Annotated in this window: 25 protein-coding genes and 1 pseudogene; 13 read left to right on the top strand and 13 right to left on the bottom strand. The window is 70.2% G+C overall.

Going from position 1 to position 25,242, the window contains the following annotated elements; translation table 11 throughout:
* Positions 1-143 precede the first annotated feature (143 nt).
* On the bottom strand, positions 144-590 hold the full coding sequence (locus NCC78_RS04870; protein ID WP_250791953.1) for a hypothetical protein: 447 nt from the start codon (positions 588-590) through the stop codon (positions 144-146).
* Between the two features lie 1,041 nt (positions 591-1,631).
* Here NCC78_RS04870 and NCC78_RS04865 point away from each other — a divergent pair.
* Complete coding sequence (locus NCC78_RS04865; protein ID WP_250791952.1) at positions 1,632-2,039, top strand: hypothetical protein; 408 nt, start codon at positions 1,632-1,634, stop codon at positions 2,037-2,039.
* A gap of 387 nt (positions 2,040-2,426) precedes the next feature.
* Here NCC78_RS04865 and NCC78_RS04860 read toward each other — a convergent pair whose 3' ends face one another.
* Together NCC78_RS04860 and NCC78_RS04855 are read right to left on the bottom strand one after the other, a co-directional pair.
* The gene (locus NCC78_RS04860; protein WP_250791951.1) at positions 2,427-2,735 is read right to left on the bottom strand and encodes a DUF3592 domain-containing protein; all 309 of its coding nucleotides are present in this window, start codon (positions 2,733-2,735) and stop codon (positions 2,427-2,429) included.
* Positions 2,736-3,308: 573 nt separating this feature from the next.
* Entirely contained in the window at positions 3,309-4,574 is a 1,266-nt protein-coding gene (locus tag NCC78_RS04855) for a hypothetical protein (protein ID WP_250791950.1), read from the bottom strand.
* Between the two features lie 538 nt (positions 4,575-5,112).
* Here NCC78_RS04855 and NCC78_RS04850 point away from each other — a divergent pair.
* Both NCC78_RS04850 and NCC78_RS04845 read left to right on the top strand, forming a co-directional pair.
* Positions 5,113-6,405 (top strand): IS110 family RNA-guided transposase, encoded by a 1,293-nt coding sequence (locus NCC78_RS04850; RefSeq protein ID WP_250791949.1) that lies wholly within the window; start codon positions 5,113-5,115, stop codon positions 6,403-6,405.
* Between the two features lie 1,185 nt (positions 6,406-7,590).
* Positions 7,591-8,382 (top strand): aminoglycoside phosphotransferase family protein, encoded by a 792-nt coding sequence (locus tag NCC78_RS04845; protein ID WP_250791948.1) that lies wholly within the window; start codon positions 7,591-7,593, stop codon positions 8,380-8,382.
* Between the two features lie 116 nt (positions 8,383-8,498).
* On the opposite strand, the gene NCC78_RS04840 is transcribed toward NCC78_RS04845, so the two are convergent.
* Positions 8,499-8,918, bottom strand: coding sequence for an SMI1/KNR4 family protein (locus tag NCC78_RS04840; RefSeq protein ID WP_250791947.1), 420 nt, complete (start codon positions 8,916-8,918; stop codon positions 8,499-8,501).
* Between the two features lie 398 nt (positions 8,919-9,316).
* Here NCC78_RS04840 and NCC78_RS04835 point away from each other — a divergent pair, with 398 nt between their 5' ends.
* The 4 genes from NCC78_RS04835 (at position 9,317) to NCC78_RS04820 (ending at position 11,362) form a co-directional block, all read left to right on the top strand.
* A complete protein-coding gene (locus tag NCC78_RS04835; RefSeq protein ID WP_250791946.1) occupies positions 9,317-9,802 on the top strand; it encodes a VOC family protein in 486 nt (161 codons plus the stop codon).
* 31 nt (positions 9,803-9,833) lie between these two features.
* Positions 9,834-10,040 (top strand): bleomycin resistance protein, encoded by a 207-nt coding sequence (locus NCC78_RS04830; RefSeq protein WP_250791945.1) that lies wholly within the window; start codon positions 9,834-9,836, stop codon positions 10,038-10,040.
* A complete protein-coding gene (locus tag NCC78_RS04825) occupies positions 10,018-10,290 on the top strand; it encodes a hypothetical protein (protein WP_250791944.1) in 273 nt (90 codons plus the stop codon). The genes NCC78_RS04830 and NCC78_RS04825 overlap by 23 nt, the downstream gene beginning before the upstream one ends.
* Positions 10,291-10,717: 427 nt before the next feature.
* Positions 10,718-11,362, top strand: a complete 645-nt coding sequence (locus tag NCC78_RS04820) for a hypothetical protein (protein WP_250791943.1) — start codon at positions 10,718-10,720, stop codon at positions 11,360-11,362.
* A 169-nt stretch (positions 11,363-11,531) separates the two neighbouring features.
* Here the strand turns inward: NCC78_RS04820 and NCC78_RS04815 are convergent, their stop codons facing one another.
* Entirely contained in the window at positions 11,532-12,926 is a 1,395-nt protein-coding gene (locus NCC78_RS04815) for a TolB family protein (protein ID WP_250791942.1), read from the bottom strand.
* The gene (locus NCC78_RS04810) at positions 12,923-13,426 is read right to left on the bottom strand and encodes a SigE family RNA polymerase sigma factor (protein WP_250791941.1); all 504 of its coding nucleotides are present in this window, start codon (positions 13,424-13,426) and stop codon (positions 12,923-12,925) included. Before NCC78_RS04810 ends, NCC78_RS04815 begins: the two co-directional genes overlap by 4 nt.
* A gap of 273 nt (positions 13,427-13,699) precedes the next feature.
* Here NCC78_RS04810 and NCC78_RS04805 point away from each other — a divergent pair, with 273 nt between their 5' ends.
* The 3 genes from NCC78_RS04805 (at position 13,700) to NCC78_RS04795 (ending at position 15,968) form a co-directional block, all read left to right on the top strand.
* Entirely contained in the window at positions 13,700-14,782 is a 1,083-nt protein-coding gene (locus tag NCC78_RS04805; RefSeq protein ID WP_250791940.1) for an LLM class flavin-dependent oxidoreductase, read from the top strand.
* A 20-nt stretch (positions 14,783-14,802) separates the two neighbouring features.
* Positions 14,803-15,396, top strand: coding sequence for an FMN reductase (locus NCC78_RS04800; RefSeq protein ID WP_443677196.1), 594 nt, complete (start codon positions 14,803-14,805; stop codon positions 15,394-15,396).
* 167 nt (positions 15,397-15,563) lie between these two features.
* On the top strand, positions 15,564-15,968 hold the full coding sequence (locus NCC78_RS04795; RefSeq protein WP_250791938.1) for a VOC family protein: 405 nt from the start codon (positions 15,564-15,566) through the stop codon (positions 15,966-15,968).
* Between the two features lie 407 nt (positions 15,969-16,375).
* Here NCC78_RS04795 and NCC78_RS04790 read toward each other — a convergent pair.
* The 5 genes and pseudogenes from NCC78_RS04790 to NCC78_RS04770 all read right to left on the bottom strand — a co-directional run.
* Positions 16,376-16,825 (bottom strand): annotated as a pseudogene (locus tag NCC78_RS04790) (SRPBCC family protein); the annotation flags it as partial.
* Positions 16,826-17,083: 258 nt separating this feature from the next.
* A complete protein-coding gene (locus tag NCC78_RS32405) occupies positions 17,084-17,638 on the bottom strand; it encodes a hypothetical protein (protein WP_372495054.1) in 555 nt (184 codons plus the stop codon).
* Between the two features lie 427 nt (positions 17,639-18,065).
* Entirely contained in the window at positions 18,066-19,433 is a 1,368-nt protein-coding gene (locus NCC78_RS04780; RefSeq protein WP_250791936.1) for an MFS transporter, read from the bottom strand.
* A complete protein-coding gene (locus NCC78_RS04775) occupies positions 19,430-20,095 on the bottom strand; it encodes a winged helix-turn-helix domain-containing protein (protein ID WP_250791935.1) in 666 nt (221 codons plus the stop codon). The genes NCC78_RS04780 and NCC78_RS04775 overlap by 4 nt, the downstream gene beginning before the upstream one ends.
* Positions 20,096-20,164: 69 nt before the next feature.
* Entirely contained in the window at positions 20,165-20,782 is a 618-nt protein-coding gene (locus tag NCC78_RS04770) for a pyridoxamine 5'-phosphate oxidase family protein (RefSeq protein ID WP_250791934.1), read from the bottom strand.
* Positions 20,783-20,940: 158 nt separating this feature from the next.
* On the opposite strand from NCC78_RS04770, the gene NCC78_RS04765 reads away from it, so the two are divergent.
* From NCC78_RS04765 to NCC78_RS04755, 3 genes are read left to right on the top strand one after another with little or no spacing between them, the layout of a single operon-like run.
* On the top strand, positions 20,941-21,447 hold the full coding sequence (locus tag NCC78_RS04765) for a DUF2231 domain-containing protein (RefSeq protein ID WP_250791933.1): 507 nt from the start codon (positions 20,941-20,943) through the stop codon (positions 21,445-21,447).
* On the top strand, positions 21,444-21,995 hold the full coding sequence (locus NCC78_RS04760) for an Hsp20/alpha crystallin family protein (protein WP_250791932.1): 552 nt from the start codon (positions 21,444-21,446) through the stop codon (positions 21,993-21,995). Before NCC78_RS04765 ends, NCC78_RS04760 begins: the two co-directional genes overlap by 4 nt.
* A gap of 10 nt (positions 21,996-22,005) precedes the next feature.
* Positions 22,006-23,127 carry a glycosyltransferase family 9 protein gene (locus tag NCC78_RS04755; RefSeq protein WP_250791931.1) on the top strand — a complete coding sequence of 374 codons (1,122 nt, stop codon included), beginning with the start codon at positions 22,006-22,008 and terminating at the stop codon, positions 23,125-23,127.
* Positions 23,128-23,194: 67 nt separating this feature from the next.
* Here NCC78_RS04755 and NCC78_RS04750 read toward each other — a convergent pair whose 3' ends face one another.
* Positions 23,195-24,073: a glycosyltransferase family 2 protein gene (locus NCC78_RS04750; protein ID WP_250791930.1), complete on the bottom strand. Its 879-nt coding sequence runs from the start codon at positions 24,071-24,073 to the stop codon at positions 23,195-23,197.
* Positions 24,070-25,242: D-glycero-beta-D-manno-heptose 1-phosphate adenylyltransferase (rfaE2, locus tag NCC78_RS04745; protein ID WP_250791929.1), on the bottom strand; the 1,173-nt coding region annotated here is incomplete at its 5' end. The genes NCC78_RS04750 and rfaE2, both read right to left, overlap by 4 nt.

Genomic DNA, 25,242 nt, shown 5'->3' with positions numbered 1-25,242 from the left:
CAAGGGCTACCAGCCTCCCCGGACGGGGCCAAGGTCGTTCGGCTGGTGAGGCGCTCCACGTTGTCCCCGTCCGGGGAGGCTGGACGGTCTGGCGACTGCCCGACGAGGAGATCCGCTTTCAAGCGGTGGGGAGATTCCAGAGCCTACGTTCGGAGCTGTAGGTCTAGGTCAGCTACGGCAACGGCATCAGCTGAGACAACGACTGAATCCCAGGTCTCGTGCACGTAGACCAGGACGTCGGCGCGCCGGCATGCCCACAGTCGGTCCGGGTTGATGACCCGCAGCGCTGCACTGATTGTGGCAGGCGTGGGTTGCCCCTCGTAGTCGCCGCGGCCCAGCGAGCGCATGTCAGCTTGCTCAAGCACGTTACGGTCGTAGCTGTCCGACACCATCACGCGTAGGCGGTCCATCCCGAGGTCAACGGCCCAGCTCATGACGATGCTCAGCACGCGGCTCGTCTTGCGGTCCTGCTCATCATCATTGAGGGCTAGAAACCCGGGGGGCAGGTCCCCCTCGACCAGTGGCAGCGGCTTGCCTCGCCATGGCCGCAGGCCGAAGGCGGCGTGAACGAGCCACCCATCATCCGGCATCGGACCGGGCCTCCCTGCTCTCCGCCACCTCACGCGGTCGATTCTGTCTCAGCGCAAATCCCAGTGACGACCATCGACCGTTGGCGCAGGGGTGCGACACCGCCCCGACAGATGAGAGCGGTCCGCATCTAGTCCGCAAGACGTCGACGGACGACGGGGCAGCGGTGTGAGATGTCGGAAGGCATTTCCGCTGCTAGACCCCCATCCGCCCATGTCGTCAGGGCGGGGAACTTGATCTCGTAATCCCTCGGTCGCAGGCTCCAGTCCCGCCGGCCCTCGCGGAAACCCTTTGGTAGGACACAATCACCGCATGGACGATGGTTCCGGGGATGAGGCGGACGCGCGGCGCAACGGGCCGTCCCGCTGGCTCCTGTGGCGGCCACGAGAGCCACGCTGGGTACCGCTCGCCGGTCCCACGGCTAGCCCGGACGTTCCGTTGGCGCTTGACTACGTACTCATTCAAATCCTCGTTGCGGCCTACGTGGCACTCCAATGGGTGATCGTAGTGCTGATCGCACCAGTGGTCTTCGCCGTTCGGACTTTGCGGGCCACTGGCGGGCCATAAGCCCGTGCCCCGAAAGGCCAGTTGAGGCCGTAAGGGACCGCACCGAGCGCGGGAAACGCGGCACGCAGATCCGATCTTGTCCACATCCCAAGCTGACAGTCTGGGAGCCACGCGTGGGAGCCACTGGGGCGAACGGAGTCGGACGAGCCCGGACCGATCCAGTTGCCGAGAGCGCGGCGACCAGGACGACACGGACGTTGCCGAACGGCTGCGGAGCGGTCTTGGGAATCTACGGATCAGAAGGTGGCTGTACAGCCATCCGTACAGCCAAGCCCACTGACGACGACGGTCCGAGATCGACGGCTGGCGACACGGCGAGCAGGTCAGCGGCAGTGACCGACGCCGGCCGACAGCAGTCTTGATCTTTGCAAGGCAGAGGTCCGAGCTTCCCTGCGCCCCTTCTCGTACTGGTGCCGACATCTGCCGTCGTAGAGACTCTGCTTGTGACAGCAGGGACTCGACGGGACTGGACGGCGATGCTTGAGCCGATTCCCGTACGCGTAGTGGTCGGTGTGTGCGGGGTCTTCATCTCGTTGGCCATTGCATGGAGGTTCACCCAGGAGAGAGGCGTTGTGGTCGGAGTGGTGACCGGCCTCGTTTATCTGGTTTTGCTGCTGGCCATGGCGGTGTCACCGCGCCGCGTGGTCGAGTGGTCCGCTCGGCACGACGTCGCCGATGCCACCTTGTTTGTCCCGTTGGCGTTTTTCGCACTGCTGCTCTTACGTCCGCTGCCGCCATGGGGGGCGGCTCTGATCGCGCTCGGCTTGGGCGCCATGTTCGTGCCTCTGGCCGTGCGCCGCCGCCGGCGGCTGTCGCGGGACGACGGCGCATCGCACAGGCAGCGAGCAGGCAGCGGGACGCCCAGGGGCGGGCCGCACCACTGAACATAGGTTGGCGCCAGCCGGCGTGTTCGGGGGCTCAACGACAGCAACGGCAACCGGCGGGACGGCGTTGCGGATCCCAAGGACACCCGGTGCCTTTTGGGCGGTCCGCACCCAGTCCGCAAGAGGTCGGTGGACGGCGGGGGAGTGGTGGAAATGTCGAGAGGTGTTTCCGCTGCTTGACACCCATGTACCCAGGTCGTTGGCGCTGGCAATTTGATCTCATAATCCCTCGGTCGCCCGGCCGACCCTTGACGACCGACATTGAGACTCGTCCGTAGGGCGCTCCACCTTGGCCCCCGCCCCGCCCCGGGGAGGCTGGACGCGCTGCGACTGCCCGACGAGGACATCCGCTAACCAGCCGACACCAACGTGGTCCTAATGACGAGTTCAGCCCAGCGCGACGGCAAGTGCAATGGCGATGAGGATCGCGGTGACGGCTATGACCCCGATGGTCTTGACAATGAGCATGACGACGCCCTCGGACATGACTGTCACTTCGGGGTTTCCTGGAAGGTAACGCACCAGGAAGTCCTGCCCGACTTCGACGTCCGGGGCAACGTGGCCGGTGATCGTGTGTTTGCCACGCGGGGATGAGTACGTGACGCTGCCCCTCCACACCGGGCCGTAACTACCGGCCGACCGCCTAAGGCTCGTAACCCTGCCGTTAACGGTCTGACCAAGAGCCGCAGCCGCCACTCCCGCACGGTGGTTCTGCCCTCGGTCAAGTAGAAGCGGGCGAAGATCGCCACCCACAGGATCGGAAATATCCATTCCACGGCCACACCCCGATCAGACAAGCACAGGAGGGCCGTGAGCGTATCTGCAACGCGCCAGACCACCACAGACCGTCCAGGGCGCTGCTTGCCGAGCTGACAGGAGCCGAAACCACGATGACAGCAGCGACTGACAGCAACGGCGCTGGACGGGCCGACACAGCAGCGGATCCGTGAAGCGCTGGGACCAGGAGTCGCCGACCGCGCTGCACCAAGCCGGACAACCTCGCCGAGGCTACGGATCAGAAGGTCAGCGCCGGCCGGTCGTACAGCCATCTGTACAGCCAAGGACAGCGGCAGTGGCCGACGACGCCCGACAACCACGGACGTGCTGAACAGGGGTGCGGCGGCCTGACCAGTCATCCGCGATCTTCTTCTAAACTCCAGGCCATGCCCACGCGCAATCGCGCCGCCCGATGGGCCCACGACGAGGTCCGGGCGGCCCGGCCGCGGAGGCCGGACCGCCCGGGTGTTGCCGGTACGGCGCCGAGGATTGTCAGTTCACGCCCGCGTCCAGGGTGACCTGGCCACCGGTCGCCACCGTGAACCAGTCGGTGTAGCCGTAGTTGTTGTAGCCACCGGTCTCGTTCGAGTGGTAGATCAGGTCGGAGTCGGCCGAGTCGATGAACTCGTGCGGGTCCTGCACGTAGAACTCCGCTCGGTAGGTGCCCGGGCGGACGTACGCGACGTAGGTGCCGTCGGGGTTGATGGTGACCGTGTAGCCGGGCTGGCCGGGGGTGTGCGGGTTCAGCTCGATGTGGTCGATCCCGTCGCTGCCGACCGGGGCACCCGCCTCGCCTGCGTCTCGTACGCCGTTGCGGTTGCTGTCCACCCAGACGGTGCCGCGTACGACGGCGGCCTGCTCCCACGTGACGGTGTGCCGCGCCGTGTTGTTGTCCAGGGTGGTCTCCGTCGACGTCGTCGACGCGGTCGCCTCAATCGTCACGACGGCGCCTGCTGTGGCGTCGGTGAGGCTCGCGGCGAATTCCAGCGGCTCGCTCGTCTGGCCCGGCTGCAGCGGGCCGTGAATGCATCGCCAGCCGGCCCGGCCGTCGGCCACGCCGTCGCCGAACGCGCAGTCCCACCCCTCGTTGTACGTCTCCGAGCCGCGCAAGCCAGTCGGCACGGGGGTGGTGACGGTGACGTCGCCCGAGGGCGAGTTCCCGGTGTTCCGGACGGACGTGACGAGCTGCGCCTGCTCGTTCGTAAGCAGCTGCTGGGTGGTGGCGGCGGGCACGAAGTCGAGATCCACCGTGCTGGGGATGTAGCGCAGAGTCGCCTGGCCGGTGTTGTTGGCGGTCGACGATTCCATACCGGTCGACGCCCTGGCGGTGACGGTCAGCGTGTCGCCGGCGGTACCGCCCGGGATCCCGAACGGGATGGCCAGCGTGTCGGCGACCTCCCCGGCGGCCAGCGGGGCGTGGGTGCAGGTCGCCGTGCCCAGCAGGTCACAGTTCCAGCTCGGCGGGATCACGAACCCGTCGGTGAAGAACCAGGCGTCCGTCGGCAGCGTGAACGCCACCGTCACGTCCTGGCTGGCCTTCGTGCCGGAGTTGCGCAGGTCGAGGGTCAGGGTCGACCAGCCGCCGCTGGCCGGCACCTCGACGGGGTCGACGGAGGTGGCGACGACCAGGTCCGCCCGGGCAGGGGCGGCGACGGCCGGGGCGGCGGGCAGCAGACCAGTGCCGAGTGCGGCCAGTGCGCCGACCGCGAGGCCGCTACAGAGCAGGTGTTGGCGGGTGGAGGGGGGTTGAACGGGCATTACGTCCTAACGTCTGAGGGATCGGCCGGGCCGGCGGCCCGGTCCTCGGGATTTTCGGAGTCCCGTTGGTAGAGCGCCACGATCGTGACCACCATTACGTCCGCGCGCCCTTCCCTGCGGCCGCTGATACGTCGACGTCACCGGTCGTGGAAGCCACCGACGAAGGAACAGGCATGCCCGCGCGGGTAGCAATCGTGCGTGCCATTCACGTGCCATTGGGCCAGGACAGCAGGGGCTAGCCGAGGCCGCGAGAGACCGCCGAGACCAGGCCGCGAAGCCAGAGGGCAGCCGGACATCGGCAATTGCCAAGCTGTTTTCGGGTCCCTTCGGGGCGCCGCGTATGCGGGAAAATCGAGGTGGTCGCCCGCCGACGTCGGTACTTTCATGGCGCAGGTGAGGCCGTCAAGCTGTTTGACGCTGGGAGCCGCTTCGAGGGGCTGCGCATTGTTGCTACGAGCACGAGGGTCCGACTCTTCATCTTCCCCGCCGGCTCCCGCGGGTGACCTTTCCCCGTCCCGACTCCCCACGGGAGAGCGTCATGGAAGAGGTCGACGAGCAGGAGTTACACGTCGAGCGGGTTGCCGCACTCGATCTGGGTAAGGCGGTGTTGGAGGCGTGCGTGCGGGTGCCGCACGAGTCCAGGCCGGGCCGGCGCATGCAGGAGGTACGCGGCTTTGCCACCACCACGTCGGGGCTGCTGCAGATGGCGGACTGGTTGCGCCGTTGGGGCGTCACCCGGGTCGTCATGGAGTCAACCAGCGACTACTGGAAGGGTGTCTACTATCTGCTCGAGGCGGAGGGCTTCGAGTGCTGGCTGGTCAACGCCCGCGACGTGAAGAACGTGCCCGGGCGGGCCAAGACCGATAAGGCCGACGCGGTGTGGTTGGCCAAGGTCGCCGAGCGGGGCATGTGTCGGCCGTCGCTGGTGCATCCCAAACCCATCCGGGAGCTGCGTAACCTGACCCGCTACCGGCGTTCGCTCATCCGCGATCGCACTCGGGAGATGCAGCGGGTGGAGAAACTGCTCGAAGACGCCCAGATCAAGATCACCTCGGTGGTGAGCGACGTGTTTGGGGTATCCGGGCGGCTGATACTCCGGGCACTCATCGATGGACAGCGCGACCCGACGGTCCTCGCTCAGATGGCCAGGGGCCGGCTGCGTGTCAAAATCGCGCAGCTGCAGGAGGCGTTGCGGGGGTTCTTCACCGATCACCACGCCACCATCCTGGCGATGATGCTGGACAACATCGACCGGCTCAGCGCACAGATCACCGCCCTGGACACCACGATCGCCGAGGCGGTCGCCCCTTTCGCCCATCAGGTGGCGCAACTGATTGAGATCACCGCAGTTGGCCCCACCGCCGCTCAGGAACTGATCGCCGAGGTGGGCGTGGACATGAGCCGCTTCCCGTCCGACGCGCACCTGGTGTCGTGGGCCAAGTTCTGCCCGCAGACCCACGAGTCCGCCGGGAAGAAGAAGAACAAGGGCCGAGCAAAAGGCAGCCCGTGGCTGGCCGCTACCTTGGGCAACATCGCCGGCAGCGCGTGCCGGACCGACACCTTCCTCGGCACACGGCACCGACGCATCGCCAAACGTCGCGGCAAACAGAAGGCGACCGTGGCCACCGGCAATGCGGTCCTGGTCATCGTCTACCACCTGCTGTCCGACCCCGCGGTTCGGTTCCGTGACCTCGGCGCCGACCACTTCGACACGCGTATCAACAAACAGCGCAGGGCCCGAAACCTGGCCACCCAACTCCAGGCCGTCACCGGTCAAAAGATCACCATCCGCGACGGCAAGGCCGTCATCGCCGAACCTGAAGCCGCCTGACCCCATCGCCCACACAAACCCGGCTCCGCTGCGCTGCGCCGGGTGCTGCCGCCTGCCCACTCACCGTTGGATTTTCGGGTCTGACAGTCGACTCGCCAGTGACGGACTACAAGCGCCCCTGGGAAGCTGCCGACGGCGGCTGACGAGGCTTGCTTCTGCGCATGATCAGTCCGCCAAGTCATCCTCGGTCAGGTAGCCAACACCGTCGCAGGTGGGGCAGGGCCCGAAAACGCTTCCCATTCCCTTGCCCATGCCCGTGGTCTTCACCATGCCGGGAAGCCGCGCGACACCACGGCATTCCGGACATCGGCGATGAACGCCTTTGGGGCGAGAGGAAGGTGGCTGTGCCTCCGGAAAATCTGGCTCCACCTCGTCGAGGGTAGCCGTAGAGAAGGATTTGGGAGCCATCTGTGGGAGCCACCGAGGCGAACTGGGCCGGACGAAACCGAACCGATCGAGTGACCGAGCGCGTGACGACCAGGGCGACGCGCACGGTACGGGACAGCCCAGAATTGGTCTTGGGGATCTACGGATCAGATGGCTGACAAGCTGCCATGCCACGATGGAGTGCATGGCCCTCCGAACCGCCCAGGACGTCATCGACGCCCTCCACACTTGGATCGATCAGGACGAACCCCTAGTCGAAGCTATCGGGGACACCCTCGCCCGGTACTCGCGGACCGACTCGCAAGAGCAAGCGCGACGGGTTGTGGCCACCGTCATCGACGTCCTACAGCAACACCTCGGCGCATCTGAGTGAGCTCGTGGCACGATGCCCGATGCCCTGTTCAGCCGTCAGTCCTAATTCGGTCCTCACCGGGGCCGCACCGTTCCGGACAGCCTCGCCGAGGCTACGGATCAAGGGGTCTGCGGTCCGCATCCAGTCCGCAAGAGGCCGGCGGACGGCGGGGGAGTGGTGTGAGATGTCGAGAGGCGTTTCCGCTGCTAGACCCGCATGTGCCCAGGTCGTCGGCGCTGACGATTTGATCTCGTAATGCGTAGGTCGACGCTGCGTCGGTGCTTGGCACCTAATCGGTTGGCACCGCACCGCCTGACCGCATTACCGTGCCAGCCGTGCCCATCCATGATGACGAGATCCGAGCCACCGTCGGGCAGGTGCGCCGCCTGGTGGCGGCCCAGTGCCCGCAGTGGGCCGACCTTCCCGTGGCACCCCTACCCGACGAGTTGGAGGGCACCGACCACGTACTCTTTCGGCTCGGCAACGAACTCGTCGCCCGCATGCCCAAGATCGCCTGGGCGGTCGACCAGGCCGATTCTGATGCGCGGTGGCTGCCCTTGCTGGCGTCCCACCTGCCGGTGCGGATTCCAGTTCCGCTTCACCTGGGTGAACCGGGCGCGGGGTACCCGTGGCGGTGGACCGTGGTGCCGTGGGTCGTGGGGAGCACGCCTCCCAGGCTTGGCTGCGACGACGTACCCCTGGCCCGCGATGTGGCAGCCTTCGTGCGCGCCCTCCACGCGGTGGATCCGGCCGGAGGTCCGTTCAAGCCACCGGGTTCCCGCGGGTCCGCACTGCTCCACGCCGATAAAGACGTCCGCCGTGGGCTGCCCCGGCTCGCCGAGCATGACGACGGCTTCGATGTGACCGCGGCCGAGGCGGCCTGGGATGCCTGCCTGGCTGCTCCCGACTGGGAACGGGACCCCGTATGGATCCACGGTGATCTGCAACCGGGCAACCTGATCACCGACCGCGGCCGACTGGCCGCAGTCATCGACTTCGGCGCACTCGGTGTCGGCGATCCGGCGCCGGACGTGGCACCAGCGCTATGGACCTTCACCGGTGCGGCCCGGGAGGCCTTCCGGGAGGCAATCGGGTACGACGAAGCTACCTGGCACCGCGCCTGCGGCTGGGCCCTCGCTCCGTCGCTGACCGGCATCGACTACTACCGGCATACGTTCCCTCGAATGGCCGAGCACGGCCGCCGAACGGTCCGCGCAGTGATCGCCGAACTGGCGTGAGTGCCATTGCCCGTCGAGTGGCTACGCGCGCTCAGCGCACCCGCACCAGATGACCAGCCATCCGCGATCTTCTTCTCAACCCAAGGCCGGCGTGACTTGCGCAGGAGCGGGGGCCGTCAACGCCGGTTCGGTCCCTCGTTGAACTCGAAAATCCGCCCGTACGGTGGCCGCGGATGAGTATCGAGGACAAGGCAGCCGCCGCACAGATCGCTTCCGAACGCGATCCAGGTCGACCGCCAGGCATCGCCCCAGATTGACGCTCTCTGTCGGGTGTCGCGAGCCATCTGCGAGCTGTCCATCATGTAGCAACCCGGCGGAAGCAGGGTTATGCCGGTGACACCTCGTGCGTCGTCCGAACCGTTGAAGTTCAGGAGCAACTCCACAAAATCAGGTGGAAGCTCAATGCCCAATTCTGAAGCGAACTCAGCCAGCGCCCGTTCATCCGCTGGAGGGTTGAGCTTTTCGAACGTGAGCGGCGCGTTCTTCCGTAACCACTCGGCGATCTGCGTCCATAGGAGAGTGATCGAGCCCGGCATGGCTCATCAACCTAGCGGAGGCTCCATCGCGCCGTTGGCCGTCGGAATTTTTGCCCTGCCGGGCCGGATCCGCGGGTCTGCACCCCGTTCGTGAGGCTCGAGGGCGAACGGGATGGTAGCGGCCGGGGGAGTTGAACGATCAACTTCAAGGGATCTTGCTCGTACGCGGTCAGGGTCGTGAGGCGGCCGCCGGCCGGGAACCCGCCGAAGGCGCAGCTACGGGCGTTTGCCGAGGCGGGAACGGGTTGCGCCAACGGCCCTCCTCGGCGGTGTCCGGCAAGCCACAATTGTCGTATCAGCCGGTCCACGCACGACCCGGAGCCGGCGCTCGGATCCCCGGCCGGTGGGGGCTCACCCAGGGCCATAACCGAACCTGGCATCCGTCACAGGAGGTCGACATGAGCACCCCGCAGGAAGATCAGGGCGGCGCATCGAACGTCAATGAGCCGACCATGCTCATGAAACTCGAGGTCGTCGTCATCCCTGTGGCTGACGTCGACTGCGCCCTGCGCTTCTACCAGGGCTTGGGGTGGCGGCTCGATGCGGACTTCGAGGCCGGCCCGAAGTTCAGGGCCGTGCAACTGACGCCGCCGGGGTCGGCATGCTCGATCCACCTCGGCCGCGGGCTCACCCCCGCGGCGCCTGGCACTGCCCAGGGCACCTACCTCGTGGTCTCCGACATCGACCAAGCCCGCGCCGACCTGATCAGCAGGGGCGTGGAGGTGAGCGAGGTCTTCCACAACGTCTACGACACCGGTGACCAGGAACGGGTGGACGGCCCCGCCCCGGACCGTCGCAGCTACGCCTCATTCGCCTCGTTCACCGACCCGGACGGCAACGGGTGGCTGCTGCAGGAGGTCAAGGAGCGGCAACCCGGACGGTGACGAGTCCGCACGACCGAGGAGGTTTTGACTGATGGACGTTGAAGATCTTGCGCAGCTCCTGCATGAGACGGCCGAACGCCACGGCTCGTTTGAGGCGGTCGCCCCACCGCACGACTGGTGGGACTGGTACGCGGCGTACATGCGTGCGCGTGAAACCGGGAACCCCCCGGACGATGCCTCCGCGGCCGCCGGGCGCTACATGGCAGAGGTCAAGCATGTTGTCGTCTCATCCGCTTGACGCCTGGATCGCGATTTACCCCCTACAGACCCCTGCCGCTGCCACCACCGACCAGCGGTTCAACCTCTTCCATCGTGAGTTCGAAGCCAGCTACATCGACAACGACTGGTGCGTAGGGCCAGGCGACGGCATGACCGACGTGCGGACCGCGCACGCTCAGGGCGAGATGAAGCTCAACCAGGTGCTCACGGCGTGGGGCATCGATCCGAGCCAGCTCACCTACGTACATCAGACCGGCTATCCCGCCTGACACCGGCCTGAGGCCCGGGACTTGCGGAAAATAGGAGCGTCCAATTCGCCGTGGGTGGTTGCGAAAAGCCATCCCGCCCCCATCGACCCGGACAGGACGAGCAGGCCACCGCTCGACCCGCCAGCGCCTGTACGGGCGTCAAGGTCCGCGTGACACCGCGGGCCGGGCGGCGGCTCGCTCCCCCGGAGGGTGGGTCGACCGCGAACGGGATGGCGGCCCGGCAGAATGCCGGCTGTTGCCCCTTGGGAGAGCCCGAGGGACGAACGTCGGCCGACGTCACACGAACCACGGTCGGTCGGATAGCGCCGCCTACGGGGCGTTGGCTCGTTCATCGCGAACACAATTCGGAAGGCTCATTGGTTCCCGTACCAAGCGGTAGGGTACTCACCCGCCCCCAGACGCGGACGGCCTTGGCGGTATCAGATTGGTGCGCACCTTGAACGAAACGAGCATTCCGATCACTGATGCGCGATCTAGGTGGACTCGCACCAAAACCCGGTTCTTCGTCGCATGTGCGGTGCTTGGCGTGACTGCAATTCTTGCATCGGACGGTGCGGGCGCAGATCCTCCGGGCGACGAGCTCAAAACGGGCCAAGGAGCGTACGGCTGGTACGCCTCCAAAGACGTCGGTTCGAAATTTACCGATGGGCTCAACCTCATCACGGTGACGCCGCAGGCGCGAGGGCCGTTGCGCCTCATCTCGGCGAGGCCACTCATGGATGATGGCGGGACCGTGCGTGTGATTGGAATTCTGGCGCGGATCAACCCCGACATGTTGCCACCGGGTTCGGTCGGATCGTTCCAGGAGGCACCGGGGTTTCCGCCTGCGCGGCCCCACGCGGCAGGCGCCGTACCCGTCGAAGGCCTCATCGTTCAGCCGCCGAAGCAGGGCGAAAATCGCTGGATCGAGCTCCAGATCGGGTACGAGGTCGTTGCGCCAGGTCGCTCCGCACGCCGCGGCGTTGAGCTTGTTTACGAATATGAAGGTGCCCAGCACAGGGCAGTTGTTCCGAGCTACCTGGCAGTCTGTGCGCCTTCTACGGCTGCGTGTGAGCCGGAGTACGACAAGTAGCTATGTCGTCAACCAGCGACCAACCATGGCAGCCCCGGATGCCGTCTGAGCAGGTGTCGAGCGGCCTTCTCGCTGGTGGGCCGAGGGCGGCTCCTAGTTCCGCTGGCGACCGCGTCAAGGCGCCCGCAAGGAGATGTCCCGTGCTACTCGGTCTTCCCCGCCTTCGCGATCATGAGGATGACCCACCCAGTCCACGCGTACGCCTGCCCCGCCGGTCGTCGAGCCAGAGCGCCAGCCCTTTGCGAAAGCGGTACGCCGCGATGCCGGCCACCAGGACGGTGATGAGGACCGTCCAGAACCAGAATCGGGGGCCCATTCCACCGGGCGGACTCGCGTCGCGGGTGCGACCGCTGCGGATCACGTCGTCGGAAACGTCGATCGCGACCACGTCTTCCGGGGCGGTGAGCAGGGTGGTGGGAGCGTCCGCGCCGCGGCCGAGGGCCAGGACTCGGACGGTGCCGACGTTGCCGTGTGCCAGTCGCTGATCCATGTCGAGGGGCGCGTCGAACGCGGTCGGCGTGCGGGGTTCAGGATGGTAGGCGACGACCCGGGCGGACCCGTCCGCCGCCCATCCCAGTAGCCGAATTGCGGTCACCCCGGAGACGGCCGGCGTGTCCATCGCGCCGAGGTCCCGGCCGGTGGCCGGGTCGATCCGCCGCAGGCTCCAGCTGCCGCCGTCCCGGCGGGTAACCGTCAACGTCCGGCCATCGGTGCTCCAGGCACCCTTGCCGGCCAGGTCCGTCTCCGGCGCGAGGGTGAACGAGGAGAGCCGCCGGCCGTCCAGGTCGGCGACGGAGACCGTCCGTCCGGTCTGGAAGGCGAGCCGTGCCCCTTCCGGGGCGAATGCGACCGGCGATCCGACCCCTTCGTGATCGTCGGCCAGCCGGGTCAGGCGGTCACCGTCCAGCCAGACGACGCTCAGCATCTGCCGGTAGGCGCTGCGCTCCGGGTTGGCCGGCACCGTGTCCCGGACGACCAGCGCTCGACCGTCCGGCGACCAGCCTGCCGGTTCGGCGACGATCGTGCCGGGGACCCCGCTGCCGACGGTGCGGCTGTGCCCGGTGACCAGGTCGACGATCTCCACTCGGGGCTGCGCGGAGCCGGTCGAGGTGAAGGCGACCCGGCGACCATCGGGGGACAGCACCGTGTCTTCGCCGGGTTGCGCCTCGATTTCACCTTTGATGATCCGGTAGCGGTCGGCGTCGGCGCCGACGACCGCGATGATGCTGCCCTCGTCGCCGTGCATCAGGCCGGGGGCCTGACCGGTGAAGATCACCGAGGCGGGACCGAGGCGCGGCCGATCGGTGGCGTGCAGGCTGCCGAAGGGGGGCACGCCGACCCGGTCGGGCAGCGCGGCCTCCGCGCCGGCCGCCGGGTCGGCGGCGGGGGTACCTGCCGGCGGCAGCACCGCCCCGGCCAGCGCGACCAGTATCAGCGCCGCCACGGCCGCGAGCGCGTTACGGCGACGGGAGCGGCGGGCGGTGGCGAGCGCCCGTTCGTAGACCGGGTACGCGGGGACGTGGGCAGCCGCGGTGTGCAGCGATTCGCGCAGTCGGGCGGTCATCGCGGGCTCCTCTCCGCCGTGCGGTCGACCAGGTCGGGGGCGATGGCGCGCAGCCGGCGTACCGCGTCATGGCCGTGTCGCTTGACCGTGCCGACGGAGCAGCCCAGCACCTCGGCGACCTGCGTTTCGGTCAGGTCCTCGTAGAACCGCAGCACGATCACGGCGCGTTGGCGGGGGGTGAGCTGGCGCAGCGCGGCCGCCAGGGTCAGCCGCAGGGCGGTCGCGTCGGAGTGGTCGTCGCCGGGCCGGTCGGTGGGCTCCGGGTCCAGCCGTTCGGCGAGCCGGCGGCGTCGCCACCAGGAGACCTGCTGGTGGTACATCACCCGCCGCACGTACGCCTCCGGGTCGCCACCGCGGATGCGCCGCCAGTGCCGGTACGTCCGGGCCAGCGAGCTCTGCAACAGGTCCTCGGCGAGCTGGTGGTCGCCGGTGAGCAGGTAGGCCCTGCGGGACAGTGCCGGTGAGCGGTGCACCACGAACTCGTGGAACGTCTCGGTCATGCCCACCCCCTCGCCAGGTAAGACGCCTCCCGTCGCCGCAATGGTTGAGGCCGGGTACGGCGACAGCCTCGGACCGCCGCGCCCGACGCCCGTCAGCCGGTGAAAACCGCCGTCCACGTCGACCACCGCGCGGGGTCGACCAGGTCGCCCGCCCGGGTGTGGGCGCGGTCACCTCACAGTGTTTGCTCAGTCAAGGAATTTGCCTCGCCCGGCTCAGGTTGCTGATGAACGGTAGGCGTCATCGGAGCGAGCGAGCGAGGCAGGCGGGCTGAGATGCAGTTCGGAATCTTTGGTGTGGGCGACGTGGTCCGCGACCCGGTGACGGGGCGGATGCCCTCGGAGCACGAGCGGATCAAGGCCGTCTTGGAGTACGCGAAGCTGGCCGAGGACGTGGGTCTGGACGTCTTCGCCATCGGTGAGCACCACAACCCGCCGTTCTTCCCGTCCTCGCCCACCACGCTGCTGGGTCACGTCGCGGCGCGGACGGACAGGATCGTGCTGTCCACCTCGACCACGTTGATCACGACCAACGACCCGGTGAAGATCGCCGAGGACTACGCGATGCTCCAGCATCTCGCCGACGGCCGCGTCGACCTCATGATGGGCCGCGGCAACACCGGCCCGGTCTATCCGTGGTTCGGCCAGGACATCCGCAACGGCATCGCGCTCGCCGTCGAGAACTACGACCTGCTGCGCCGGCTGTGGCGCGAGGAGGTGGTCGACTGGCAGGGCAAGTTCCGCACCCCGTTGCAGTCGTTCACCTCGACCCCCCGCCCGCTGGACGGCGTGCCGCCGTTCGTCTGGCACGGCTCGATCCGCAGCCCCGAGATCGCCGAGCAGGCGGCGTACTACGGCGACGGGTTCCTGCACAACAACCTGCTCTGGCCCAAGGAGCACGTCCAGCGGATGGTGGGGCTCTACCGCCGGCGCTTCGAGCACTACGGGCACGGCCCCGCGGACCAGGCAATCGTGGGCCTCGGCGCGCAGGTGTTCATGCGGAAGAACTCACAGGACGCGCTGCGCGATTTCCACCCGTACTTCGACAATTCGGCGGCCTACGGACATGGGCCGTCGCTGGAGGAGACGATGAAGCGGACGGCGCTGCTGGTCGGCAGCCCGCAGGAGGTGATCGACCGGACCCTGGCCTTCCGGGAGTACGCGGGCGGCGACTACCAGCGCCAGCTCTTCAACGTCGACGGGATCGGCGTACCGCGGAAGACGGTGCTGGAGCAGATCGAGATGCTGGGCGAGGTCGTGCAGGTGCTGCGCAAGGAGTTCGCGGTGGGCCGTCCCGCCCACGTGCCGGACGCCCCGACGCACGCCTCGCTGAAGGCCGCCGCAACGGAGGGGAAGTGATGAGGCGCACCATCGCAGTCGTGTCGGCCGGTCTGCGGCAGCCGTCGTCGACCCGAATGCTCGCCGACCGGCTCGCCGACGCGGCCCGGCGCGAGCTGGAACAGCTCGGTGCCGAGGTCGACGTCGAGGTCATCGAGCTGCGCGACCACGCGCACGACCTGGTCAACAACCTGCTCGCCGGCTATCCGTCGGAGGAGCTGAAGCGGGTGCACGAGACCGTCGCGGGCGCGGACGCACTGATCGCGGTCACGCCGACGTTCAGCGCGTCGTTCAACGGGTTCTTCAAGATGTTCGTCGAGGTCCTCGACGACACCGCGCTGGTGGACAAGCCGGTCCTGGTCGCCGCCACCGGGGGGACGGGACGGCACTCGCTGGTGCTGGAACACGCGCTGCGGCCGGTCTTCACCTACCTGCACGCGGTGGTCGTGCCGACCGCGGTGTTCGCCGCCCCAGAGGACTGGGGTGCCGGCGACACGGCAGAGAGTTCGCTGGTCCACCGGATCGACCGGGCGGCCGGCGAACTGGCCCGCGAGGTCGACCGGCGTGACAAGCCCACCCACACCGATCCCTTCGACAACCCCACGCCGTTCGCGCACCTGCTCGGCGCCGAGTGACGCAATCGCGCCGGGCCGCCGCGACGGGTGCCCGGCGCGCCCGGCTGACGCGGGCGGCAGGAGCATCCGTCGGGCCGTCGACCTCCACGGAGACGATTGACCGATGAGTTTCGCCGGCCCTGCCCGTACACCCTGACGAACCCTTGTCCGTCTCTGGAGGCAGCTTCATGCAGTACGCGCCCGTGATCGTCAGCCTGCCCATCGCCGACCGTCCCACCTCGTACCGTTTCTACTCTCAGGCGCTCGGCCTGGACGCCGTCGGCGAGCCGGCGGAGGACGGCATCCCCGAGCCGTTGCAGTTCGCGGTCAACGACGGCCTGCGCCTGATGCTGGTGCCGACCGGCGGCTTCGGCTGGGTGGTCGACCCCCATCGGGTCGCCGAACGCGGGCAGAGCGAGTGCCTGCTCGGCCTCACCGCCGCGTCCGCCGCCGACGCCGACCGGATCATCGAGCGGGCGCGCCGCGCGGGCGCGGAGGTCGTCACCGAGCCGGGGCAGCAACGCTGGGGGTACGCGGGCACCTTCGCCGACCCCGACGGCCACCTGTGGATGGTGACGGTCGTCGAGGGCTGACGCCGGACGGGCGAGGGCCCGGCCGGTCCCGCCGCACCTGATGAGTGCGGCGGGCCCGCCGGGCCCTGGACAGAGGACGGTACGGCGTGCACCCGCGCGGGGTGCTGGTGTCAGATGCCGCGCCGGGGATCGGCCGGGTCGGTCACGGTGCCCGGGTAGCCGGTGGTCCCGGTGGTCTCGGGCACGATCTCGACGTCGGTCACCACGTACTCGGTGCCCGTGGTGCTCCGCTGGTCGTCCTCGTCGTTGCCGGAGCGGTGCTTCGCGGCGGCTGCTGCCGCCGCCGCAGCCGCGCCCGCGGCGGCCGCGCCGGCGGCCACGGCCTTGCCGGACACGCCGGCCTTGCCGCTGTCACCCCGGGTGGCGGCCGCGTCCTCGACGCCCGGCGTGCCGACGCCGACACCGTTGTCGACCGTGCCGCGCCAGGCGCCGGTCTCGATGCCCCGGCCCTCGATGTACGACTTGAACTTCTCCAGGTCCGACTCGGCCTGCTTCTCGACGATGTTCAGCTTGTCGCCGGCCTTCTCGACCAGCCCCTCGGGCTCGTACTCGAGGTGCAGCCGGACCATGGTGCGGTCCGCGCCGATCGGCTGGAAGTAGACGGCCCCGGCGTTGGTAGCGCCCTCGGTGGCCGCCCAGGCGACCTTCTGGTCGGGCACCTGCTCAAGGACCCTGGCGTCCCACTCGCGCTTGACGCCGGCGATCTCGGCGACCCAGTGCATCCGCTTGTCGTCGAGCTGGCGTACCTCGCGGACACCCCCCATGAAGCGGGGGAACTCCTCGAACTGCGTCCACTGGTTGTACGCGGTGCTGACCGGAACCTGCACTTCGATGGACTTCTCTACCGTGGTGGTCATCGGCAATCCTCCTCGGTGGGTCGAACCGCTCTCATCTGAGGGGAGAGCTGTCCTCGTCACCGAAACTCCTACCCGTGACGAACGCGCTCAATCGCCGGACCTGCCGCAATGCCACATTCGACCGTCGGCCCGGGCAGGGGCCGACGTGGGTTGCCGCCGGTCTGGTGTGGATCGGAAACGCCGGAGGCCCGGGTCGGCGGATGCTGACCCGGGCCTTCCCGGTCGTACGCCCTCAGGGGGCCGGCGCCGCCGTGGCGGTCAGCCGTCCTCGCGGTCCGGGTTCTCCAGCCGGAAGAAGTTGCTCTGCTTGCCGTCGGAGCGTTCCTCCTGGTAGATGAAGTTCAGCCGGCGCTGGTCGAAGGCCGCGAACCACTCCTCCCAGCTGATCTCGCGCAGCCGGTCCTCGCGGCCGTTGGCCGGGAAGTCGAAGCGCAGCACGCCGGCGTGGCCGTCGTGCTCGCTGCCGTCGACGGTGCACGGCACGCCCTTGCGCGACTCGGCCCACCGCCGGATGACCTCGTGGTCGGTGGTGACCAGGCTGCGTCCCGGCCGCTCCGGCTCGTCGTCCACCGAGTCGATCTCCTGCGAGTACTTGAGCGACTTCGAGGTGTGCGCGCCGGTCCGGATGCCGCCGCCCGAGCCGGACGACCGCGAGCCCGCCGACCCGTTGCCGGCGGAGCCGTCCCTGAGGCTCTTGACCAGGGCCTTGACCAGGTCGTCCTTCTTCATGTCGGCGGTGTCGGTGACGCCACGGTCGCGGAGCCGGTCGCGCAGTTCGTCGACCTTGAGCCGGGCGATCTCGCTCTCGTTGATGTCCGGGGTGTTCGGCGTCTGGTTGCCCGGCGGGTTGCCGTTCGAGCCGCCGGACTTCGCGCCGTTCGCCTTCGCGCCGGTGCGCGAGCCGCCACCGCGGGAGCCGGATCCGTTGCCGGAGGAGTCGTCCCTGAGGCTCTTGACCAGGGCCTTGACCAGGTCGTCCTTCTTCATGTCGGCGGTCTCGGTGACGCCGCGCCGACGCAGCCGGCTGCGCAGGTCGTCGACCTTGAGCCGGGCGATCTCGCTCTCGTTGATGTCCGGGGTGTTCGGGGTCTGGTTGCCCGGAGGGTTCTTGGTCGCGGTCGATCCCGAGCTGCTTCGCGTGGGCATGGGGGTCCGTCCTTCCTTCGAGCGGGGGCCAGGGGGATTCGGCGCCGGATGACGCGTCGGGCCGTCACCTGAATCAGTACCCTCGCCGAACGGCTCAAACGTCGGGGCCACGGTCGGCCGGCGACAGGCCCGGCTCGCGCTCCGTCCGCCGGCCGGTGGTGGGCACCTGGTCGTCGGCCCGTTCGGGCAGGCCGCGCAGGTGCGGCACGGGCGAGAAGAGCACCCAGAGCACGCCGGCCACCGCACCCGCCGTCGCGATCCAGAGCGCCGGGCGTACGCCGAGGGCGGTGCCCAGCACGCCGCCGAGCAGCGCGCCGATGGGGCGGATGCCGTAGTTGACGGTGCGCCGCGCCCCGGTGACCCGGGCCAGCAGCACCTCCGGGATGAGCGCGGTCTGTACGGAGCTGCCCACGATGTCGAGCATCATCACTCCGACGGCCGAGAAGAACTCCGCGGCGAAGAGCATCCCGAGCACCAGCGGTGTCGGCCCGCCGGCGAGCGGGACGAGCAGCAACGGGGCGGGGAAGAGCACGAACCCGGCCAGCAGCGTCGGGCCGACGCCGAAGCGGCGGACCAGCCGGCCGGTGAGCGCCGCGCCGATCAGCCCGCCCACCGCGCCCGCGCCGAGCACGGCGCCCAGCAGGCCGGGTGCGAGGCGCAGCTCCTGCGTGGCGTAGAGCACGAAGAGCGCGGCGAACATGAAGTTGAACAGGTTGATCGTGGTGGTGCCGAGCAGGATCGCGCGCATCATCGGCGTCCGGGCCAGGAACCGCAGCCCGGCGCCGAGCGCCAGGCCGCCGCCGCGCGCCGGCGCCGGCTCCGTCGGCCGGATGCGCCCCAGGAAGTACGCCGACACGACGTACGACAGCGCGTCGGCGACCAGGGCGATCGGCGCGGTGAGCACCTGCACCAGGATCCCGCCGATGCTCGGCCCGGCCACCAGGGACATCGCCCGACTGCCGTTGACCAGCGTGTTCGCCTCGACGTAGTCGCGCCGCTCCACCAGGGACACGAAGAGCGCCCCCCGCGCCACCTCGAAGATCACGGCGAGCGTGCCGACGGCGAAGGCCACCACGTAGAGCTGCGGCAGGGCGAGCACGTCCAGCAGGTACGCCACCGGCACGGCGGTGAGCAGCAGCGCCCGACCGAGGTCGGTGAGGATCATGAGGCGGCGTTTGTGCGGGTACCGATCCACCCAGGCGCCGGCGAGCAGGGAGAAGAGCAGGTTCGGGGCGAGCGCGGCGGCGGTCAGCAGGCCCATCTCGGCCGGTCCCGCGCCGATGACCAGCACGGCCAGCAGCGGCAGGGCCAGGGTGGAGATCTCGTCGCCGAAGTACGACACGGTCTGCGCCGACCAGTACCGCCGGAACACCCGCTCGCGCAGCAGTCGGGGCAGCGGGTTCCGCCGTGCCGGGCCGTCGGGCGGTCTGGTGGTCGGGGCGGTGGGCGCGGCGCTGCTCATCGGGGCCCGCCCGCGCCGCCGCCGGCCGGTCCACTGTCGACCGCCGCGGTGCCGCCGGTGGCGGTCGCGGCGTCGTCGGTCGCGGCGGATCCGGGCGGCGGCGGGGCGAGGACGGCGAGCCGCATGACGCTGACCTTGCGGCTGCCGGCCGGTCGCTTCGTCGGGTCGGTGATCCGGTCGTCGTACTCGCCGAGCAGGGCGTCGATGCGACGGGTCAGCTCGGCCATCTCGTCCGGTGTGACGTGCACCGGCTGGTCGCTGAAGCCGGTGACCGCCCGCCAGGCGGTCGACTCCTGCGCCCGTCGGGCGAGGAACTCCTCGGCGAGGCGGGTGTAGAGGGCGAGTTGGACCGCGTGCAGTTCGTCGGTGGCCGCGCGGACCTCCGGGTCGTCGGAGTTGTCGTCCCAGTGGGTGGTGAGCGCGGTGGCCCGCCAGGGGCGCTCCCGGCCGTCGGCGCCGGGGGCCCGTTCGGCCAGGCCGTACTTGGCGAGCTGGCGGAGGTGGAACGAGCAGCTCGGCACGCTCTCGCCGAGCTGGGCGGCGGCCTGCGTGGCGGTCAGCGGGCCCTGCTGGCGGAGCAGGCCGATCAGGGCCATCCGCAGCGGGTGCGCGTACCCGCGCAGGGCGGTCGGATCGGAGAGCTTAACCTCGGGCAGCGACATACCCTAAAGCTATCTTTATAAAGATGTCTTTAGCAATGGCGGAGGCCCGTCGGGCGACCCGGGCGGGGATCAGGTGTAGATCTTGGTGACGTAGTCCGGGCCGTAGTGGCGTTCCAGGTCGGCGAGGCTCTCCGCGGGGGCCTCCACCTCCTTGATGAGCCGGGCGCGGGTGGGCAGCGCGTCCGGCTGCCAGGTCTCCGGCTGCCACAGCTCCGAGCGGAGGAACGCCTTGGCGCAGTGGTAGAAGATCTGCTCGATCTCCACCACGACGGCGAGGACCGGTCGGTGCCCCTTGACGACCATGTCGTCGAACCAGGGCGCGTCGCGGACCAGGCGGGCCCGGCCGTTGATCCGCAGCGTGTCGGTGCGCCCGGGGATCAGGAAGAGCAGCCCGACGTGCGGGTTGTCCAGGATGTTGCGGTACCCGTCGGCCCGCTTGTTGCCCGGCCGCTCCGGGACGGCGACGGTCCGCTCGTCCAGCACCAGCGCGAAGCCGGGCGGGTCCCCCTTGGGGGAGACGTCGCAGCTGCCGTCCGTCCCGGCCGTCGCGACCAGGCAGAACGGCGAGGCGGCGAGCCACTGCCGGTCCCGCTCGTGCAGGACCGTCCGCTCCTTGGCGACGGCCCGGGCCGCCGGGGCCCCCAGCAGCTCCCGTAACTCCTCGTGCGAAGTGATCTCCACCGTCACGTGATCCTCCCCCGACCGTTGACCCCGTTGGCGGAGCGCTCCGGCGGACCGCCCCCGTCAGCCTAGGCGGGCGTGACCAGTGCGAGGTTTGCCCCTCGGGGCCAGGGGTACCGCCTCACGCGACGCCCGGAGACCGAGACCGAGCAGTGGAGGCCCGCATGGAGAGCCGACTCAAGGTGCTGGGTCACCCCGTCCACCCCATGCTGGTGATGTTCCCGGTCGGCCTGCTCGTCACGGCGGTGCTCTTCGACCTGGTGGACACCGTCGGCGGGCCGGATCTCCTGGGCGAGGTCGCGTACTGGAACATCACCGTCGGCCTGGTCGTCGGCCTGCTCGCCGCGGTGGCCGGGACGTTCGACCTGCTGGCGATCCCCACCGGCACCCGCGCCAAGCGGGTGGCGCTCACCCACGCCGCCGCCAACGTCGCGGTGATCCTGCTCTTCGCCGCGGTCTGGGCGGTCCGGCTCAACGCCGACTCCCGGGCCGCCGGCGGCGCGCTGATCGCCATCGAGGTGGTCGCGCTGGCCATCCTCGGCGTCAGCGCCTGGCTCGGCGGCGAGCTGGTCGACCGGCTCGGCGTGGGCGTCGACCGGGAGGCCGGCCTGGACGCCCCCAGCTCACTGCGGCCACCGGCGGCCACCCAGCGGATCGGAGAGGTGCGATGAGCGAACAGCAGAGCGGCGGCGGGTTCGGACGGGGCTGGCGCGGGCGCCAGCAGGGTTGGGACCCGATGGGCGAGTTGCAGTCGTTGCGGTCCGAACTGAGCCGGCTGGTCGGCGGGCGGGCCGGGCCGCCGGAGGTCGAGCTGGCCGAGACCTCCGACGGCTGGGAGGTCGTCGTGCGGCTGCCCGGGGTGGCGCCGGAAGAGGTGGCCGTCGAGCTGGACGACCGGGAGCTCTGCGTCCGGGCCCGCTCCGAGGCCGAGGTCAACGCCGACCACGGCATCCCCGGCGGCTTCGAGACCCGCGGCTTCGAGTACCGCGTGGACCTGCCGTCCCGGGTGGACCCCGACGCCATCGACGCGGTGATGGACCACGGCCTGCTCCGGGTCCGGCTGCCCCGGGCGCCCCGGCCCGCGCCGCGCACCATCACCGTCGGCCGCGCCGGCCTGCGACCCAGCGGCCGCAACGGGAGTACGCCGAGCGCCGCCGACCCGGCCGCCGACCGGGAGATGCACCACCCGGACATCGCCGGCGAGATCGACCGGCCGTAGCGGAGACTGCGTGGTCACCCCGAACCTGCTCGGCCCGGCCGCCGAGCGAGTGCCCGACGTCGAACGGATCGCCGTGCTGCGCGCCAACGCGCTCGGCGACTTCATCTTCATCCTGCCGGCGCTGGACGCGCTGCGGGCCGCGTACCCGGCGGCGGAGATCGTGCTGATCGGCGCGCCGTGGCACGCGAAGCTGTGGCGCGACCGGCCCGGCCCGGTGGACCGGGTGCTGGTGGTGCCGCCCGCGCCCGGGATCCGCGCCCCCGACCCGGGCGAGCCGGAGTCCCGGATGGACGACTTCCTCGCCGCGGCCCGCAAGGAACGCTTCGACCTGGCATTGCAGCTGCACGGCGGCGGCGCCAACTCCAACCCGGTCGTCAGCGGGCTCGGCGCGCGGGTCACCGCCGGCCTGCGGGCCGAGGACGCACCGCCGCTGGGCCGCTGGATCCGCTACGTCTACTACCAGCACGAGGTGATCCGCTACCTGGAGGTGACCGCGCTGGTCGGCGCCCCGGCCACCACGATCGTGCCGACGCTGGCGATCACCGACGCCGACCGGGCGGAAGCGGCCGAGGTGCTCGGCCCGGCGCGGCGGCCACGGGTGGCGCTGCACCCCGGCGCCACCGACACCCGTCGGCGCTGGCCGGCCGAACGGTTCGCCGAGGTGGCCCGGGAACTGGTCGGCGACGGGTACGAGGTGCTGGTCACCGGCACCCCCGCCGAGCAGGACGTGGTGGACCGGGTGGTCGCGGCGGCCGGGGTGCCGGTCCGCCCCCAGGTCGGCACGCTCAGCCTGGGCGGGCTGGCCGGCTGCTACGCCGGCTGCGAGCTGCTGGTCTCCAACGACACCGGCCCGCTGCACCTGGCCGCCGCGGTGGGCACCGCGACGGTCGGCGTCTACTGGGTCGGCAACCTGATCAACACGGCCACGCCGCTGCGGGCGCGGCACCGTCCGATCACCTCCTGGACGGTGCACTGCCCGGTCTGCGGGGTCGACTGCACCCCCGGCATCTACCCGCACCGCCCCGGCGACGGCGAGTGCCCGCACCGGGACTCCTTCGTCACGGATGTCCCGGTGGTCGAGGTGCTGGAGGCCGCCCGCGAGCTCCTCCGACCCGAGCCCGGCGCCCCCTGAGCCCGCGCTTTCTCGCCCGCCCGCCCTGGTGCGGTGGTCGCGCCGCCCCGGCGCGGTGGTCGCGCGGTCAGGCCGGCTGCGGGGCGTCCTCGTCGGCGAGGACGACCTCCCACGCCTCCACGTCCCGTTCGGTCACCGTCGTCGGCGACTCCAGGTGGTACGCCCCGCTGGGCAGGACGCCGGCGCCGCCGTGGCGCGCCAGCACGGCGAGCTGGGCGGCCACGTCCTCGCCCTGGTGCCGCTGCGGCAACCGCCGCCAGAAGTCGAACCCGCCGGAGTCGACCAGCTTGGCCCGGTCGTAGAGCACGCAGCCGCCGATCCAGGAGATCTTGTACGCCCGCCATGCCCCCGGCGGCAGGTCGAGCTTCCGCGTCACGTGCAGCAGGTTCGCGGCCGGGTGGATTGACGCCCGGTGCCACTGCGGGGTGCCCGGGCGGATCCGCTCCGGCGTGGGGCGGCCCGCCCACTCCTCGTAGTGTCGGTGCGTCTCGGGGCGGACGTCGTCGGCGTAGGAGAGCCCGTGCACCGCGTTGCCGACGAAGCCGCAGCGCAGCTCCTGGATCGCGCTGACCAGCCGGCTCAGCGTCCCCGGCTCCAGCCAGACGTCGTCGTCGAGACAGAGCACGTACCGGGCGGTGGAGGCGGCCAGCAGGTAGGCCCGGTGCTCGGCGAGCCCGCGCCGGGGCAGCCGGCGGGTCAGCAGCACCGGGTGCCCCCGGTGGCGCAACGTCCGGACCATGGTCGCCGCCGCCGGATGCCGGTACGCCGGGTCACCGTCGGACTGGTCGCTGACCACCACCCCGAAGCCGGGCACGCCCTCCTGGGCGGCCAGCCCGGAGAGGGTGACCGCCAGCTCGGCCGGGCGGTTGCGGGTCGGGACCAGCACGTCGAGCAGCCGCTCGGCGCGGAACTGCTCGGCCGCGCCGAGGTCGAGCGGCCGGCTCACGACCGCTTGCTCGCCATGGAGGAGTCCGCTTCCCGCTCCTGGCTGTGCGCCCGGATCCGGTCGATGATCGCCGAGGTGGAGCGGTCCGGCACGTACCCGAGGGTGCGGACCTGCCCGCCGAGCCGGCGCACCAGCGGCGCCTCCGGCACCATCTCCGGCGGGTAGTCGCCGCCCTTGACGTAGACGTCGGGGCGGATGGTCTCGATCAGCCCGGCCGGGGAGTCCTCCTCGAAGACCACCACGTGGTCCACGCAGGCCAGCGCGGCGAGCAGCGCGGTCCGGTCCTCGACCGGGTTGACCGGCCGGTCCGGGCCCTTGAGCCGCCGTACGCTGCCGTCGGAGTTCACGGCCACGACCAGCAGGTCCCCGAGCGCCCGGGCCTGCTCGAGGTAGCGGACGTGGCCCCGGTGCAGCACGTCGAAGCAGCCGTTGGTGAAGATCACCGACCGGCCGGCGGCGCGGTGCTCCGCGACGATCTCGTCCAGCTCGTCGGCGTCGACCAGCACCCGCTGACCGGCCCGCTCGACCGGTACGTCCAGCGCGGTGAGCAGATCTTCCCGACGGCACACGCAGGTGCCGGTGTCCGAGACGGTGATGGTCGCGGCGAGCTGGGCCAGCTGGGCGGCGGTGGGCAGCGGCGCGTCGGCGGCCAGCGCCAGCGTCATCGCGGCCAGGTACGCGTCCCCCGCCCCCACCGCGTGGCTGGCCGGCACCGGGGTGCTGTGGCTGCGCCGGGGCTCGCCGTCGGCCCCGCCGACCACCGCCCCTTCGGTGTCCAGGGTCACCGCCACCACGTCGGCGCCGGTGTGCGCCCGCAGCTCGGCCAGGCGGGACTCGGCCAGCACCGCCCGGTCGACGCCGTCGCCGGCCGAGGCGTTCACCGTCACCCCGGTGCCGGTCACGCCGAGCCCGTCGCCGGTCATCGCCACCCGGTCCTCGCCGGGCGTCGGCTCCCCGGTGGGCCCGCCACCGCCCAGCCTCGGGCCGCCGGATCCGGCGTGGCGGCTGCGGATCGCGCGGCCGTCCAGTCCGGCGTGGCGACCGGGGCGGGCCTGGCCTTCCGGTCCGGGGCCGTCAGTGGTGGCGTGGAGCCTGGGGCTCGCGTGGCCGTCCAGCGCGGCGTGGCCATCCAGTGCGGCGTCCCGGTCCAATGTGGCGTGGCCGTTGAG

The organism is Micromonospora phytophila (genome assembly GCF_023656545.1).
Classification (GTDB): Bacteria; Actinomycetota; Actinomycetes; order Mycobacteriales; family Micromonosporaceae; genus Micromonospora; species Micromonospora phytophila.
The sequence above is the reverse complement of the archived record's forward strand: the minus strand, read 5'-3'. Positions and strand labels throughout refer to the sequence as shown.